The organism is Blautia sp. HA3515 (genome assembly GCF_059933065.1).
The window spans coordinates 1-14611 of the sequence record NZ_JAYFUY010000071.1; the positions used below are offsets into that span (position 1 = coordinate 1).

The 14611-nt window shown below is 41.2% G+C and carries 19 protein-coding genes and 1 pseudogene; all 20 read left to right on the forward strand.

Translation table 11 applies throughout. From position 1 onward, the window contains the following. Positions 1-384 (forward strand): hypothetical protein (locus tag R1Y93_RS05645; RefSeq protein WP_500822008.1); only part of this gene is annotated, 384 nt, incomplete at its 5' end. Positions 385-473: 89 nt separating this feature from the next. Next, complete coding sequence (locus R1Y93_RS05650) at positions 474-1136, forward strand: hypothetical protein (protein WP_500822009.1); 663 nt, start codon at positions 474-476, stop codon at positions 1134-1136. Next, positions 1133-1315, forward strand: coding sequence for a hypothetical protein (locus R1Y93_RS05655; protein ID WP_500822010.1), 183 nt, complete (start codon positions 1133-1135; stop codon positions 1313-1315). Before R1Y93_RS05650 ends, R1Y93_RS05655 begins: the two co-directional genes overlap by 4 nt. Continuing rightward, on the forward strand, positions 1312-2229 hold the full coding sequence (locus R1Y93_RS05660; protein WP_500822011.1) for a YfhO family protein: 918 nt from the start codon (positions 1312-1314) through the stop codon (positions 2227-2229). The genes R1Y93_RS05655 and R1Y93_RS05660 overlap by 4 nt, the downstream gene beginning before the upstream one ends. 53 nt (positions 2230-2282) lie before the next feature. Next, the gene (locus tag R1Y93_RS05665) at positions 2283-3842 is read left to right on the forward strand and encodes a glycosyltransferase-like membrane protein (RefSeq protein ID WP_500822012.1); all 1560 of its coding nucleotides are present in this window, start codon (positions 2283-2285) and stop codon (positions 3840-3842) included. Beyond that, positions 3839-4826, forward strand: a pseudogene (locus R1Y93_RS05670) (glycosyltransferase family 2 protein). Before R1Y93_RS05665 ends, R1Y93_RS05670 begins: the two are co-directional and overlap by 4 nt. A 7-nt stretch (positions 4827-4833) precedes the next feature. After that, on the forward strand, positions 4834-5634 hold the full coding sequence (locus R1Y93_RS05675) for a hypothetical protein (RefSeq protein ID WP_500822013.1): 801 nt from the start codon (positions 4834-4836) through the stop codon (positions 5632-5634). 205 nt (positions 5635-5839) lie between these two features. Further along, complete coding sequence (locus R1Y93_RS05680) at positions 5840-6892, forward strand: Rpn family recombination-promoting nuclease/putative transposase (protein ID WP_500822014.1); 1053 nt, start codon at positions 5840-5842, stop codon at positions 6890-6892. A 31-nt stretch (positions 6893-6923) separates the two neighbouring features. Next, positions 6924-7517, forward strand: coding sequence for an Rpn family recombination-promoting nuclease/putative transposase (locus R1Y93_RS05685; protein WP_500822015.1), 594 nt, complete (start codon positions 6924-6926; stop codon positions 7515-7517). 194 nt (positions 7518-7711) lie between these two features. Continuing rightward, entirely contained in the window at positions 7712-7870 is a 159-nt protein-coding gene (locus R1Y93_RS05690; protein WP_500822016.1) for a hypothetical protein, read from the forward strand. Next, positions 7851-8192 carry a hypothetical protein gene (locus R1Y93_RS05695; protein ID WP_500822017.1) on the forward strand — a complete coding sequence of 114 codons (342 nt, stop codon included), beginning with the start codon at positions 7851-7853 and terminating at the stop codon, positions 8190-8192. Before R1Y93_RS05690 ends, R1Y93_RS05695 begins: the two co-directional genes overlap by 20 nt. Then, complete coding sequence (locus R1Y93_RS05700) at positions 8173-8682, forward strand: hypothetical protein (RefSeq protein WP_500822023.1); 510 nt, start codon at positions 8173-8175, stop codon at positions 8680-8682. The genes R1Y93_RS05695 and R1Y93_RS05700 overlap by 20 nt, the downstream gene beginning before the upstream one ends. After that, on the forward strand, positions 8633-9280 hold the full coding sequence (locus R1Y93_RS05705) for a hypothetical protein (protein ID WP_500822018.1): 648 nt from the start codon (positions 8633-8635) through the stop codon (positions 9278-9280). The genes R1Y93_RS05700 and R1Y93_RS05705 overlap by 50 nt, the downstream gene beginning before the upstream one ends. Before the next feature lie 44 nt (positions 9281-9324). Next, positions 9325-10074, forward strand: coding sequence for a response regulator transcription factor (locus tag R1Y93_RS05710; protein WP_500822019.1), 750 nt, complete (start codon positions 9325-9327; stop codon positions 10072-10074). 218 nt (positions 10075-10292) lie between these two features. Beyond that, complete coding sequence (locus tag R1Y93_RS05715) at positions 10293-10652, forward strand: P-II family nitrogen regulator (protein ID WP_294527049.1); 360 nt, start codon at positions 10293-10295, stop codon at positions 10650-10652. A 19-nt stretch (positions 10653-10671) separates the two neighbouring features. Then, entirely contained in the window at positions 10672-11781 is a 1110-nt protein-coding gene (locus R1Y93_RS05720) for an ABC transporter ATP-binding protein (protein WP_294527046.1), read from the forward strand. Between the two features lie 10 nt (positions 11782-11791). Then, positions 11792-12670: an ABC transporter permease gene (locus tag R1Y93_RS05725; protein ID WP_294527043.1), complete on the forward strand. Its 879-nt coding sequence runs from the start codon at positions 11792-11794 to the stop codon at positions 12668-12670. A gap of 12 nt (positions 12671-12682) precedes the next feature. Then, positions 12683-13486, forward strand: coding sequence for an ABC transporter permease (locus tag R1Y93_RS05730; RefSeq protein ID WP_500822020.1), 804 nt, complete (start codon positions 12683-12685; stop codon positions 13484-13486). Between the two features lie 2 nt (positions 13487-13488). Next, positions 13489-13803, forward strand: a complete 315-nt coding sequence (locus R1Y93_RS05735) for a hypothetical protein (protein WP_500822021.1) — start codon at positions 13489-13491, stop codon at positions 13801-13803. A 241-nt stretch (positions 13804-14044) separates the two neighbouring features. Then, on the forward strand, positions 14045-14551 hold the full coding sequence (locus R1Y93_RS05740) for an ABC transporter substrate-binding protein (RefSeq protein WP_500822022.1): 507 nt from the start codon (positions 14045-14047) through the stop codon (positions 14549-14551). The last annotated feature ends 60 nt before the right edge of the window (positions 14552-14611 follow it).

Sequence of the window (14611 nt, forward strand, 5' to 3'; positions counted from 1 at the left end):
ACTCCGGCTACAGTAGCATTTTCCTATGCAATCCATATCGCTATTGGCGGTTTTGGAATGTATCTTCTCGCAGGACAGGAATTAAGTGAAAATGGTCAGAAATCGTCAGGAAAGCAGTGGGCAGGATTTCTGGTGGGGCTGTTGTATTGCTGCAGCGGTGTGTTTATAGGAAATGCCCAGCATATTATGATTATTATTTCTGCTACATGGATCCCATATGTATTTCTGTTTGTACGGTCTGCAATCTCTGAAAAAAAGCAGGTTATATTTGCGTTGGCAGCTGGTTTTTGTGCTGCCCAACTTCTTATGGGTGGATATCCGGAGATGTTTATGGATCTGTTTTTGTTCTTGATTCCATATACATCTGTATTTTTCATATTGTAAAAGAGCGGACAGCCGTAAAAAATCTGTTTGCTGCATTTAGAAAGCTTTTGTTGGTGTGTATATTTACTGTTTTGGCAGGAGCTGTTATTTTGTTTCCTTTTTTATGCAATATGTCATTAATTACAAGAGGAAATGGAGCAGGGGTCAGACCAGACGGTTATTCTTCAATGGCATTTCTGTCATTTGTATTTCCAAAAGTGGTTAAATTTATTGATTCCGGCGAAGCCAGCATGACGAATTATTATATGGGGATTATTACAGTATTGTTGCTTCCCATGGTCTTTGCCAGAAAACAAAAGAACAAGAAAATGTATTTTAGCCTTTCTGTAATTGCGTTTTTATTATGTTGGGGAAGAAATTCATTTATACATGATCTGTTGTATCGGTTTGTGCCGATGTATTCCAGTTTTCGTTTCCCTACATTGAACAGAGTTTTTGTAGCGGTGTTTGTGTTGCTTTGTTTTGCACCTGTATTGCAGGATATTTTTGAAACAGGAAAGATTTCAAAAAGAGTGTTGTTTTTTACGCTTGGATTATCTGTGGCAGTGCTTATCGCTGGAAGCACAGGATCTGTAATGGAATATCTGCATAACTTAAATGGTGCGGAGGATGCTGCAAGTATCAAAACATTTGCAGAGTCAGCAATGCAGCTTAGTGTAATATTGATTGCATATCTGGGAGTGTTTTATGTGGTGCGAACGGGCAGGTTGCAGGTTTATGGCGAAAAGGCCTGGTTGCAGGGATTGTTTTGATAGAGGTTTTTACATGGGCTTTGGGAGAAATGCCGATCACTATTGCAAAATATCCACAGGGACAGTATATGTGGCATCAGGGCACAAAAAGAGATATTGATTCGGAATTTAAGTCATACGAGAATCGACAGAGAGGCTGTAAATTTTGCCGGGCATTACCAGAAGTACCAGTGGAATGAATAATAAAGATCTTGTGTTTAATCAGACCTTTGATGAAGGCGGATATAGTTCAGTTTTGTTGAGTGCAACCAACGATTTTACACAGACATATTTTAGAAATATCATAGAGCAGAACCCGGAAGTATATTTCTCAAATCATGTGATCACGCCAGATGATATAAGTTATGATGAATGGGTTTTAAGAGGTGGAAATACACCGGAGCAGATATATACGGATCAGGGGCTGGAGGAACAAATCCAGGAATATCAGACATTAAATCCTGAGATTACAGCCCAGGATGTGTTAAATCTGACACAGACCGACAATGGGTTTGCAGTAGATGGAAACATGCAAGCTGGAGAGAATCAGACAGGAAAAGTCAGACTTTACTGGGATACAAAGGAAACGGATACCATTTCGATGGCAGTTGATTTCCTGGATAGTGAGGGCAATCATCAGGCAGTCAGTGGGGATTATACATTGACTGAGCAGGATGGACGTTTCTATACAGATATTTATTTCCCATCTTTGGATAAAGTGTATCAGCAGGCCAGTGTTACTATGGAGGGACAGGTTCCTGCTAATGCCGAACTGGTTCAGACAGAAAGAATGACCACAGATAATATTGTGGATGTTTCTTGGTTTGGATTTAACAGTATCCAGATGACTGTTGATGCACCAACAGAAGGTTACGTTACAGTTCTTCAGGCGAAACACAAAGGATGGACAGCCTATGTAGATGGCGAGAAAACTGAAATTGCCACAATTAATAACTGCTTTATGGGACTTCATGTATCAAAGGGAACTCATACGATCGTCATGAAATTCCGTCCGAAAGAATGGTTTATCGGGGGAGCAATATCTGTTTTATACGTGATTGCATTATTTGTAATGCTGATCAGGCGTGGCAGAAAAAAGAAAAATGTAAAATAAAAAGATGTATACTATTTTTATGAGGTATACAAAAACAGGTAAGGATATACGATATGAGAAAAAACAGGATAGAAATATTGACATCAAGATTAATATTCATTATGTATGCAATGATGATGATCTGGTTGCTGGCTCTTTTATTATTTTTTGAAAAAAGTAATTATTATGGTAAAGCAGATTATGTGATTTCGAATCTGTTGATTGTGATTGGTGCTGTAGTTGTTGGTATTCTGTATATAGGATTGAAAAAGCGGAATATTATAAAAGAATACAGCAAATCATTGAATTATGATCAAATAGCAAAAGTGACAGCAATATGTTTGCTTTTTGTACAGATTTATATTGCCTGGAATATTCTTTTTTTTGCAGGGTGGGATGCAGCTGGTGTGGTAAATGCAGCAAGGGAATTGGTACTTGGAGAACCATCTCAAATGTCTTCTTGGTATAATTTTTCAGTATATCCTAATAATCTGTTTATTGTATATGTGCAGGCTTTGCTGCTGGAAATTAACAAATGGATAGGTATCTTCAACGGAGATGCATTGTTAATGCCTATTGTGATCTTGAATTGTTTAATCAACACGATGTCATGCTATTTGGTATATAAGTGTGGACGTTTGTTTGTATCAAAAAAACATGCATTTTATGGGTTTGTTGCCACCGTCCTGATTGTTGGTCTGTCGCCATGGACTGTAGTGTGTTATTCAGATTCTTTAGGTTTGCTGTTTCCGATTTTGTGTTTTTATCTGTTTGTGAAACCATATGAAAAGAAATGGGAGAAGAATGTAGCAATGGCAGGAACCGCCATATTGGCGGGAATTGGATTTCAGATCAAACCACAGTGTGTGATTATGTTTATTGCAATAGTTCTTGTAGAAATCATATGGGGGATTGAGAAAAGGGACAGAAAAAGAACAGCATTAACGGTCATAGGATTGTTGGTTATTGTGATTGTTTTTTCTTCAGGAATACAGAAAAGTATTAAATATGCTTATAAAGCCGCAGGCAATGAACTGGATGATGAGGCAGCCTTCGGACTTCCGCATTTTTTAATGATGGGAATGAATGAAAAGTCAAATGGAGTTTATGCACCGGAAGATATAGAGTTTTCTTATAATATTTCATCAAAATCTGAACGAAATAAAAAGGATATAGAGCGGGCAATAAAGCGGATTCAGGATATGGGACCGCTGGGGCTGGCAAAGCATTTTTCAAAAAAGATGCTGGTATTGTTTAATGATGGAACCTTTGCCTGGGGCAAAGAAGGAAATTTTTATGCAGTAACGTATGATGAAGTTAATTCTGGTGTGTGTAGGCTTTTACGTTCATATTATTATGGGAATGAAGCTGTAAACCATGGAACTTTTCAGATGATTCAGAAGGTTATCTGGGTACTTATTTTGCTGAGCGCAGCATTCGGTGTAAGAAAAAATAGTAGATATATGAAAGAAGAGACAATTCTTATGCTTGCGGTTATTGGACTTACACTTTTTGAACTTTTATTTGAGGCAAGAGCCAGATATATTTATATATATGTACCAATATATTGTATATTGGCATCTATTGGATTTGAGAACATCAAGAATGTAATCAGGGAGAGGGGAAGAAAATGATACCAATTCTTTATATTGTGATTCCTTGTTACAATGAGCAGGAGGTCCTGCCACTTACAGCACCAGGATTTTTAAAGAAGCTTCAGCAGTTGGAGCAGGAAGGACATATATCAGACCAAAGCCGCGTATTATTTGTCGATGATGGGAGCAAGGATCATACTTGGGAGATTATAACAAGGCTGTCACAGGAGGACGAACATTTTGTAGGGATACGTCAAAGCAGAAACAGAGGGCATCAGAATGCTGTGCTTGCCGGGTCTAATGGAAGCGAAAGAAAAGTGTGATATTACGATCTCTATTGACTGTGATGGTCAGGATGATATAAACGCCATGGATGCGATGGTTCGTGAGTATGAGAGTGGCTGCGATGTAGTTTATGGGGTGCGTAGTGATCGGACGTCGGATACTTTTTTCAAAAGATTTACGGCCGAATCATTTTACAGGTTTATGAACGCCATGGGTGCAGAAGTGGTATTTAATCATGCGGATTACAGGCTTCTGTCCAAGCGTGTACTATGTGGGCTGGAGCAATTTCAGGAAGTGAATATTTTTCTCAGAGGAATGATTCCTCTGGTAGGATATAAAAGCACCAGCGTTTATTACGAACGAAATGAAAGAATGGCGGGAAAAAGCCATTATCCTTTAAAGAAAATGCTTGCACTGGCTTTGAATGGAATTACCAGTTTATCTGTCAAACCAATCCGAATGATTACTGCAGCAGGGTGTGCAATTGCATTGCTTAGTTTTATCGGAGTGATATGGGCAGTGATCAGTAACATTACAGGCAATACGGTTCAAGGATGGAGTAGTACGATCTGTATAGTGTGTTTTATGGGAGGTATTCAGCTACTGTCCTTAGGAATTATCGGAGAGTATGTTGGAAAGACTTATCTTGAAAGTAAGCACAGACCAAGATACATTATCAGTGAGCGAACGGTAAAATTTCAGGATCAGCAAAACGAAGATAAGGAATGTGATAGATAGAGAATAGTTGTCTGAGGATGAACAGCTGATACTGTTGGCAATGCTTGTTTTTATGCCATTTACAGCCCATGCATATGCATTTAACAAAACTGTTGATATGCAGAAAATTGCAGAAGGAAAGTATTTCTTCAATGGGGAAGATATGGCTGATTATTCTAATATAGAGGATTATGTGGTGTATCATAAATTTACAGTGTCCAAAACAGCACTGATTGAGATTTATGGGGACTCTTACTATTTCGCAGGATCATATTGGGCTGATAAAATGCATGGGGATTTTGTGCTTTGTAATAGTGACAAGAAAGTGATCATGAATATCAAAGATTACAGTGAAAGTGAAAAAGAGGATAAGCATGGTTATTGGGATTATTCTTATTTTCTGGTAAAGCCTGGAACTTATTATCTCAGATATATTGGATTTGATGGATACAAACTTCATCTGGATTACAAATATTGTTCCCGGAAGCCTGCAACTTCAAAAAATAGAACGAAGCCTGTAAAAGCTGGGAAAACCGTTTCTGGCTTTTTCTATCAGAATGAGAAAAAAACGCATTGGTATAAGCTGAAGCTGACAAAGAGAAAGAAGATCAAGTTGAGTTTTACTTCATATGGTACAGGAGCAATGTGGATATACCTGATAGGACCGGGAATTCGTACAAAAGATTCCTATATGTGGAGTTATGATACTACATATACAGATTGGATGGGGGATAAATATGAACGCAGCCTGGAGCCAGGAACCTATTATCTGAAGGTTGTGAGGAAGAAACCATCTGTTTCAGGAATGTATTCAATTAAATGGAAATAGATAAAAGGTACGCATTCCTGGATTTATGATCTGTCAATGGGGGATTTCCTAAAAATACTATTAAAAACTTATGAAATGAATTTTATACATTTTCCGTATATTTTTCTTTCGGAACAGGAAACAGTATGTTATCCTATATATATCATAAGAGATTTTGATTTACATAAGCTCTTCTGAAAAACAAATCATAGAAGGTGGTGAATCCATGGGAAGAAAGGATATCATCACAAAAGAGTACATGGAAGACACAGAGGTCTTTGCAGATGTGTTCAACCATATGATTTACCAAGGAGAAAAGGTCATTGACCCTAAGAATTTAAAGGAACTGGATACGGCCAGTGTGGTGATCCCTTATGGAGCTGACGGGGCGGAGGTGCCTTATCAGAAATACCGGGATGTGTTCAAGATCCTGTGTGCAATGGAGGATGAAAATGCGGTGTATCTGCTCCTGGGAGTGGAAAACCAGTCGAATGTTCATTACGCAATGCCAGTGAAAAATATGGTTTATGATTCTCTGGAATATGCGGCACAGGTACAGAAAGCGGAGTCTTCACACAGAGAGGCATTGCGGAAGAAGAATCCACAGGAGAAGAAACCGGATCCGGCAGAGTTCCTTTCAGGCTTTTACAAGGAAGACAGACTGCTTCCGATCATAACCGTTGTGGTGTATTTTGGAGCAGATAACTGGGAGGCACCAAGGTCTCTCCATGAGATGCTGGCAGTGCAGGATGAAAAGATTTTGTCATTGGTTCCGGATTATCGGATCAATCTAATCGCACCAGGGGAAATGAGTGAAGAGGAGCTGGCGCACTTTACCTCTAATTTTCGGGAAGTGATGCAGTTCATTAAGTATTCTGAAGATGCAGAAAAACTGGAAAGGCTTGTGAAAGCGAACGCTGCATTTGCAACTGTGGACAGAAAAGCTGTTCGAGTGATGGAGGAGATGACGGGAATGAAGATAGAAAAGGAAGCCAGGGGAGAAAAGGTGAATGTTTGTAAAGGGATACTTGGCATAGAGGAAAAGGGAAGAGCAGCAGGAAGAGAAGAAGGAAGAATCGCGGGAAGAGAAGAAGGAAGAATCGCGGGAAGAGAAGAAGGAAGAATCGCAGGAAGAGCAGAAGGAATGTCCGCCGGGATACAGCGCGAGCAGAAGCTTACAAGATCCTTGTTAAGAGATAATCGTATTGACGATTTGAAACGGGCACTTGATGATCCTGCGTTCCGTCAAAAGCTTTGTGAAGAGTACGGAATTGATTAGGGAACATGGTTCAGTCATCACAAAAGAGTACATGGAAGACAGACTGCTTCCAATCATAACCGTTGTGGTGTATTTTGGAGCTGATAATTGGGAGGCACCAAGGTCTCTCCATGAGATGCTGGCAGTGCAGGATGAAAAGATTCTTTCATTGGTTCCGGATTATCGGATCAATCTAATCGCACCAGGGGAAATGAGCGAAGAGGAGTTGGAGCACTTTACCTCTAATTTTCGGGAAGTGATGCAGTTTATTAAGTATTCTGAAGATGCAGAAAAACTGGAAAGGCTTGTGAAAGCGAATGCCGCATTTGCAACTGTGGACAGAAAAGCTGTTCGAGTGATGGAGGAGATGACGGGAATGAAGATAGAAAAGGAAGCCAGGGGAGAAAAGGTGAATGTTTGTAAAGGGATACTTGGTATAGAGGAAAAGGGAAGAGCAGAAGGAAGAGAAGAAGGAAGAATCGCGGGAAGAGAAGAAGGAAGAGCAGAAGGAATGTCTGCCGGGATACAGCGCGAGCAGAAGCTTACAAGATCCTTGCTAGGAGATAATCGGCTTGATGATTTGAAACGGGCACTTGATGATCCTGCGTTCCGTCAAAAGCTTTGTGAAGAGTACGGAATTGATTAGGGGACATGGTTCCAGTCATGACCAAAAGCCAGAGTTGAAGCACTAAAAGCCTTATTAAAACTACATGCAATACAGTTTATAGCTTTTTAATGCATTTTTTATTTGGAAAACAATCAGTATTTATTCTTAGTATCGTAAGAGATTAAAACTACATAAGCTCTTCTGAAAAACAAATCATAGAAGGTGGTGAATCCATGGGAAGAAAGGATATCATCACAAAAGAGTACATGGAAGACACAGAGGTCTTTGCGGATGTGTTCAACCATATGATTTACCAAGGAGAAAAGGTCATTGACCCTAAGAATTTGAAAGGAACTGGATACGGCCAGTGTGGTGATCCCTTATGGAGCTGACGGGGCGGAAGTACCTTATCAGAAATATCGGGATGTGTTCAAGATCCTGTGTGCAATGGAGGATGAAAATGCGGTGTATCTGCTCCTGGGAGTGGAAAACCAGTCAAATGTTCATTACGCAATGCCAGTGAAAAACATGGTTTATGATTCTCTGGAATATGCGGCACAGGTGCAGAAAGCGGAGTCTTCCCATAGAGAGGCATTGCGGAAGAAGAATCCGAAGGAGAAGAAACCGGATCCGGCAGAGTTCCTTTTCAGGCTTTTACAAGGAAGACAGACTGCTTCCAATCATAACCGTTGTGGTGTATTTTGGAGCAGATAACTGGGAGGCACCAAGATCCCTCCATGAGATGCTGGCAGTGCAGGATGAAAAGATTCTTTCATTGGTTCCGGATTATCGGATCAATCTAATCGCACCAGGGGAAATGAGTGAAGAGGAGTTGGAGCACTTTACCTCTAATTTTCGGGAAGTGATGCAGTTCATTAAGTATTCTGAAGATGCAGAAAAACTGGAAAGGCTTGTAAAAGCGAACGCCGCATTTGCAACTGTGGACAGAAAAGCTGTTCGAGTGATGGAGGAGATGACGGGAATGAAGATAGAAAAGGAAGCCAGGGGAGAAAAGGTGAATGTTTGTAAAGGAATTCTTGGCATAGAGGAAAAAGGAAGAGCAGAAGGAAGGTCTGCCGGGATACAGCACGAGCAGAAGCTTACAAGATCCCTGTTAAGAGATAATCGTATTGACGATTTGAAGCGGGCGCTTGATGATCCTGCGTTCCGTCAAAAGCTTTGTGAAGAGTATGGAATTGATTAGGGAACATGGTTCAGTCATCACAAAAGAGTACATGGAAGACACAAAGGTTTTTGCAGATGTGTTCAACCATATGATTTACCAAGGAGAAAAGGTCATTGATCCTAACAATTTAGAGGAACTGGAGCACTTTACCTCTAATTTTCGGGAAGTGATGCAGTTTATTAAGTATTCTGAAGATGCAGAAAAACTGGAAAGGCTTGTGAAAGCGAACGCCGCATTTGCAACTGTGGACAGAAAAGCTGTTCGAGTGATGGAGGAGATGACGGGAATGAAGATAGAAAAGGAAGCCAGGGGAGAAAAGGTGAATGTTTGTAAAGGAATTCTTGGCATAGAGGAAAAGGGAAGAGCAGCAGGAAGAGAAGAAGGAAGAATCGCGGGAAGAGCAGAAGGAAGAATTGCGGGAAGAGAAGAAGGAAGAATCGCGGGAAGAGAAGAAGGAAGAATCGCAGGAAGAGCAGAAGGAATGTCTGCCGGGATACAGCGCGAGCAGAAGCTTACAAGATCCCTGTTAGGAGATAATCGGCTTGATGATTTGAAACGGGCGCTTGATGATCCTGAGTTCCGTCAAAAGCTTTGTGAAGAGTACGGAATTGATTAAATCACATCCATGAATGATCACGAGAGAAACTGTGGGGGAGACGTATGAAAAAGATGGAAACAAATGACTGGATTATGCTGAACAACATTATTTACAAAATCTATACCACAGAGAACTTTGATGATATGCGATATGAGATTTTGGACCAGCTTAAGATGGTTCTGGATTTTGACAGCGCTGATTTTTATATGGCATCCAGGGAAGAAGGAAAGTTATTATGCGATCCGGTTACTTACAATTGCGACATGGATCTGTCAGAAATGTATGAGGATCTTGATTACAGCAGGGGAATTGTGGCCAGCGGCAAGATGCTGATCTACAGAGAAACGGATATCATATCTGATGAAGCCAGGGTGCAGACCGATTATTATCAAAAGGTTTATAAGCCGAATAACTGGCATTATGCGCTTCAGATGGTCATAGCGAGAAATAAGAAATTCTTAGGTGCAATTACGTTTTACCGAACCATCGGAAAGGAAAATTTCCTGTATGACGATATCTTTGTGCTGGACATGCTGAAGGATCATCTGGCTTACCGGTTGGAGCAGTTTTACAAATCGGAAGAAGCCGGCATGGACAAAATAACAGTGACAGAGGCGGTTGTAAAGTATGATCTGACAAAACGGGAGCATATGATATTGAAGCAGCTGATGTCTGGAAGGGATCATACTCAGATATGTGAGGAGCTAGTCATTTCATCCAATACCCTGAAGAAACATATTCTGAATATATACCGCAAAATGGGAATAAAAAACAGAGTTCAGCTGTTTAAAATGGTAAAAGAATTTGAGTGACTACCACTTTTGGGGTAGAAAGATGGTCAAACGGAATCATTGAACTGAACAACTTAATGCGATATATTCATAGAAACAAATTCAAGTTGAGCAACGTAAAAGCAAAGGGGCTTATCCGATTCGGACAAGCCCCTTTGTTGCGTTGAGTCACTCAGTAAACATGGGCATGAGGCAAATCAGAAGTTTCCTGTACCCCAAAAATGAAGGAGGAATGAAGCATGAAAGAATTAATCATATTGATCAGGCCGGAGAAGCTTGAGGATGTAAAGAAGATTCTGGATGATATTAACTGCGGTGGGATGACCTTATCCACGGTAATGGGGTGCGGTACGCAGAAGGGCATTTCCTCTGATGCGGAGGAGACAGTAAATGAGATTCGAGGCTTTAAGACGACGATCAATTTACTCCCTAAAGTAAGAGTAGAGGTTGTGATTGAGGATGATGAGGTTGAGAAGATCATTGAAAAGATTCGTGAGACCTGTGTAACAGGGCATGTGGGAGACGGAAAAATCTTTATCAGGGATATCCAGGATGCAATCCGGATCCGTACCGGTGAGAGAGGAACGAAAGCACTTTAAGAGATGGAGAGGTGATTTCATGGGAAAGATCGTTGAGATAAAGGGTGTGAATAAAATATATGGCACCAACCATGTTGTGAAGGATCTGAACCTTTCCATAGAAGAGGGAGAGTTCCTCACACTGCTTGGTTCATCCGGCTGTGGCAAAACAACCACCCTGAGAATGATTGCCGGTTTTGAAGAGCCTACAACAGGAAATATTCTGGTGGAAGGCGAGCAGGTGGAGGATAAAGAGCCATTTGAAAGAAATGTAAACACAGTATTTCAGTCCTATGCACTTTTTCCACACAAAACAATCTATGACAACATTGCATACGGATTAAAAATGAAGAAGGTGCCTAAGGCAGAGATTAAGAAACGGGTTACTGAAATGATGGAGATGGTTCAGCTTACCGGATTTGAAAAAAGATATCCGTCACAGATGTCCGGCGGACAGAAGCAGAGAGTTGCCATTGCAAGAGCCCTGATTAACAGGCCCAGAGTGCTTCTCTTAGATGAGCCACTGGGGGCATTGGATCTGAAGCTGAGAAAGCAGATGCAGCTTGAGCTGAAAAGATTACAGAAGAAGCTGAATATTACATTTATCTATGTTACCCATGACCAGGAAGAAGCCCTGACTATGAGCGACAGAATTGCCGTGATGCATGACGGCATTATTGATCAGCTGGCAACACCAGCAGAGATTTATGAGCATCCGGCAACCAAGTTTGTGGCTACTTTCATCGGGGAGACAAATATCTATGATGGGTGTATCACCCGGATTGAAAATGGCGTTGCCACCCTGACACTGGAGAATGGAGCAGTTTCCGTGAACTGTCCGGAGGACTTTTCACTATTGGAATATGCAACGATTTCGGTGAGACCTGAGAAAATGAAATTTTCCATGACACCGGTAGAAGGATTTGAACTGACTGCACAGGTAAAGGATTATATCTATGTAGGTTCAGTGTTGAAGTGCATCGTATCACTTCCCAATGGGAATGAATTAAAGATCGAACGTCTGGCAGGACAGGAACTGCCGGAGATAGGCAGCAGATGCTTCCCATATTGGGATGCAAGGGATGCAGTATTGATCCATAATGAAAGCCATTACATATTTGAAAAATTAAATAGTATCAAGCTGGCTTAGGAGGTGTCCCATGAAGCAAAAGAAAACAAAACACCAATTCCGTTCCAATACTCTGCCGGCTCTTGTCACCGTCGGACCGGTTACAGTGCTTGTGGTTTTGCTTATAGCAGTTCCCCTGATCTATGTGGCGGTGATGAGCTTCTGTTCCATTGACCAGTTTTATAATGTGACCTTTCAGTTTACAGTTCAGAATTATATAAGGCTTGCCAATGCAGATTACTTAAGAATTTATGCACAGTCTTTGGGAATTGCATTTATAACAACGGTCATTTGTATTCTGATCGGATATCCTTTTTCCTACATCATAGCGCGTACAAAGAGCAGAAAGAAAAAAATATTATATATGCTTGTGATTATTCCATTCTGGACCAATTCACTGATCCGGATCTACGGATGGAGAAATCTGCTGGGAACCAGCGGATGGATCAACAGCCTGTTGATGAAACTTCATTTGGTAAGTGAACCCATTGACCTTTTGTACAAGCAGGGAACAACGATCCTGGGAATGGTATATTGTCTGATGCCATTTATGATCTTACCCCTGTATACCGCCATCGAGAAACTGGATGGTTCCTTGCTGGAAGCTTCTTCGGATCTGGGGGCGCGGCCGGTGGGCACATTTTTTGAAGTAATACTGCCGCTTACCTCTGGCGGTATTTTCTCTGGAAGCCTGATGGTATTTATTCCCTGTCTTGGATATTTCTTTGTATCGGATATTCTGGGAGGCGGTAATTCTGATGTGATCGGCAACCTGATCGAAAGACAGTTCCAAAGCGGAAATAACTGGCCGCTGGGAGCAGCGTTGTCAATTATTTTAATTATAGTCACATTGGTTTTGGTGAAGATCTATCAGAAGCTTGGCGGAGATATGGATGCTCTTGGTGTATAAGGGGAGGATTCTATGAAGAAAAAGAAGAGAGAAAAAAGGAATCAAAGATTGGGCATTGTTTTCTGTGCCCTGGTATATTTGTTCTTATTTCTGCCAATATCGGTTATTGTTGTGAATTCCTTTAATGCAACCACTACAAAGCCGTATATGAGCTGGAAAGGCTTTACCCTGGATTGGTATGTGAAGCTGTGGGATAACACATCTTTGCTGGAAGCATTTGGAAATACCATGATCATTGCAATTGTAAGTACTTTACTTGCGACCATTATCGGGACTCTTGCTGCCATTGGAATGTACCGGTACAAATTTAGAGGAAAGGCATTGATCGATGGTCTTCTGTACATACCTGTGGTGATTCCGGAGATCGTGCTTGGTATTTCTTTATTGACCATATTTGCCAAGGTAAATATTGCAAGAGGAATGCTGACCCTGATACTGGCACATGTAACGTTTTGCGTTCCGTTTGTCATATTCAATGTGAGGGCAAGGCTGGCAGGGTATGACAGATCCATTGAGGAGGCCAGCATGGATCTGGGAGCCAACCGCCTGGTAACATTTTTTGAGATTACGCTTCCGGTGCTTGCTCAGGGGATCCTGGGAGGCGCGCTGCTGGCTTTTACCTTATCCATAGATGATGTTATTATCAGTTACTTTGTATATGGCCAGACGAAGACCTATCCGCTTAAGGTAATGGAGAGTGTAAAAAGCGGTGTGGCGCCGGATGTGAATGCATTGTCAACATTGATTCTGGTGGGAACGATCCTGTTTGTCATTTTGACACAGGGTGATTTGTTTAAAAAGAAAGGGAGGAAATGATTATGAAGAAAAGAATGTTAGGCTTATTCATGACAGGTGTGATGGTATGTTCCATATTACCAGGATGCGGAAGCAAGGAAACGGCCAGCAGCAAGGGCGAAGTGAATGTATTCATATGGACAGAATATGTTGCGGACTCGGCAATCAGTGCTTTTGAAAAAGAAACTGGAATCAAAGCAAATGTATCAACCTATTCCTCCAATGAGGATGTGCTTGCGAAACTGAAATCCGAATCAGAAGGTACTTATGATGTGATCTTACCTTCCGATTATGCCATTGAATATCTGATCGCACAGGATAAGCTGGATAGCCCTTGACAAGGATAAGCCTACGAATCTGTCTAATATTGATTCTGCTTATCTGGATGAAAGCTATGATCCGGGTAATAAGTACAGCGTTCCCTATGAAGGCCGGAGTAGCCTGTATTGCAGTGAATACAGCAAAAGTTGAGAAAGAGATCACTTCCTGCTTATGCAGATCTGTTTGATCCTTCTTTGAAAGGGCAGATGGTCGCTCTGGATGATTACAGAGCAGTGATCGGAATGACGGAGCGCTCCCATGGGCTTGTCCATGAACGAAACGGATCCGGATACGCTGGCACAGGTGGAAGAAAAATTACTGACACTTAAGGATAATATTAAGCTTTACGATTCAGACTCACCAAAATCAGCGCTGATCTCAGGGGATTGTACAGTAGGAATGGTATGGTCTGCAGAGGCTGCACTTGCCATGGACGAAAACCCGGATATCAAAATCGTATATCCTACAGAAGGGGCATATGTATTCCTGGACAACTGGGCGATTCCAAAAGGAGCGAAGAACTATGATGCGGCAATGGAATTTATTAACTATATGCTGTCTGCAGACGCAGCCAAGATGAATATTGAAGATTTCCCGTATCTGTGTCCAAATAAGGCTGCATTGGATCTGATGGGAGAAGATTATGTGAAGAATGAAGCGAAAAATGTACCTGCAGAGGTGATCTCAAGCGGTGAATTTGTAAGCTATCTGGATACAGACACCCTGGCAATCTATGATGAAATGTGGACGAAATTAAAGAAATAAAGAAACGATTTTCAGCAGGAAGTATTCTACAAGGGTACTGAATAGTTACGAGATAAACAG

Excerpts from the sequence above, each read along its gene's own strand:
- R1Y93_RS05665 (WP_500822012.1), top strand. The coding sequence starts at position 2,283 with ATGAGAAAAAACAGGATAGAAATATTGACATCAAGATTAATATTCATT.
- R1Y93_RS05690 (WP_500822016.1), top strand. The coding sequence starts at position 7,712 with ATGGGAAGAAAGGATATCATCACAAAAGAGTACATGGAAGACACAGAG.
- R1Y93_RS05685 (WP_500822015.1), top strand. The coding sequence starts at position 6,924 with ATGGAAGACAGACTGCTTCCAATCATAACCGTTGTGGTGTATTTTGGA.
- R1Y93_RS05730 (WP_500822020.1), top strand. The coding sequence starts at position 12,683 with ATGAAGAAAAAGAAGAGAGAAAAAAGGAATCAAAGATTGGGCATTGTT.
- R1Y93_RS05660 (WP_500822011.1), top strand. The coding sequence starts at position 1,312 with ATGAATAATAAAGATCTTGTGTTTAATCAGACCTTTGATGAAGGCGGA.
- R1Y93_RS05715 (WP_294527049.1), top strand. The coding sequence starts at position 10,293 with ATGAAAGAATTAATCATATTGATCAGGCCGGAGAAGCTTGAGGATGTA.
- R1Y93_RS05735 (WP_500822021.1), top strand. The coding sequence starts at position 13,489 with ATGAAGAAAAGAATGTTAGGCTTATTCATGACAGGTGTGATGGTATGT.
- R1Y93_RS05705 (WP_500822018.1), top strand. The coding sequence starts at position 8,633 with ATGATCCTGCGTTCCGTCAAAAGCTTTGTGAAGAGTATGGAATTGATT.
- R1Y93_RS05720 (WP_294527046.1), top strand. The coding sequence starts at position 10,672 with ATGGGAAAGATCGTTGAGATAAAGGGTGTGAATAAAATATATGGCACC.
- R1Y93_RS05740 (WP_500822022.1), top strand. The coding sequence starts at position 14,045 with ATGGGCTTGTCCATGAACGAAACGGATCCGGATACGCTGGCACAGGTG.
- R1Y93_RS05710 (WP_500822019.1), top strand. The coding sequence starts at position 9,325 with ATGAAAAAGATGGAAACAAATGACTGGATTATGCTGAACAACATTATT.
- R1Y93_RS05725 (WP_294527043.1), top strand. The coding sequence starts at position 11,792 with ATGAAGCAAAAGAAAACAAAACACCAATTCCGTTCCAATACTCTGCCG.
- R1Y93_RS05680 (WP_500822014.1), top strand. The coding sequence starts at position 5,840 with ATGGGAAGAAAGGATATCATCACAAAAGAGTACATGGAAGACACAGAG.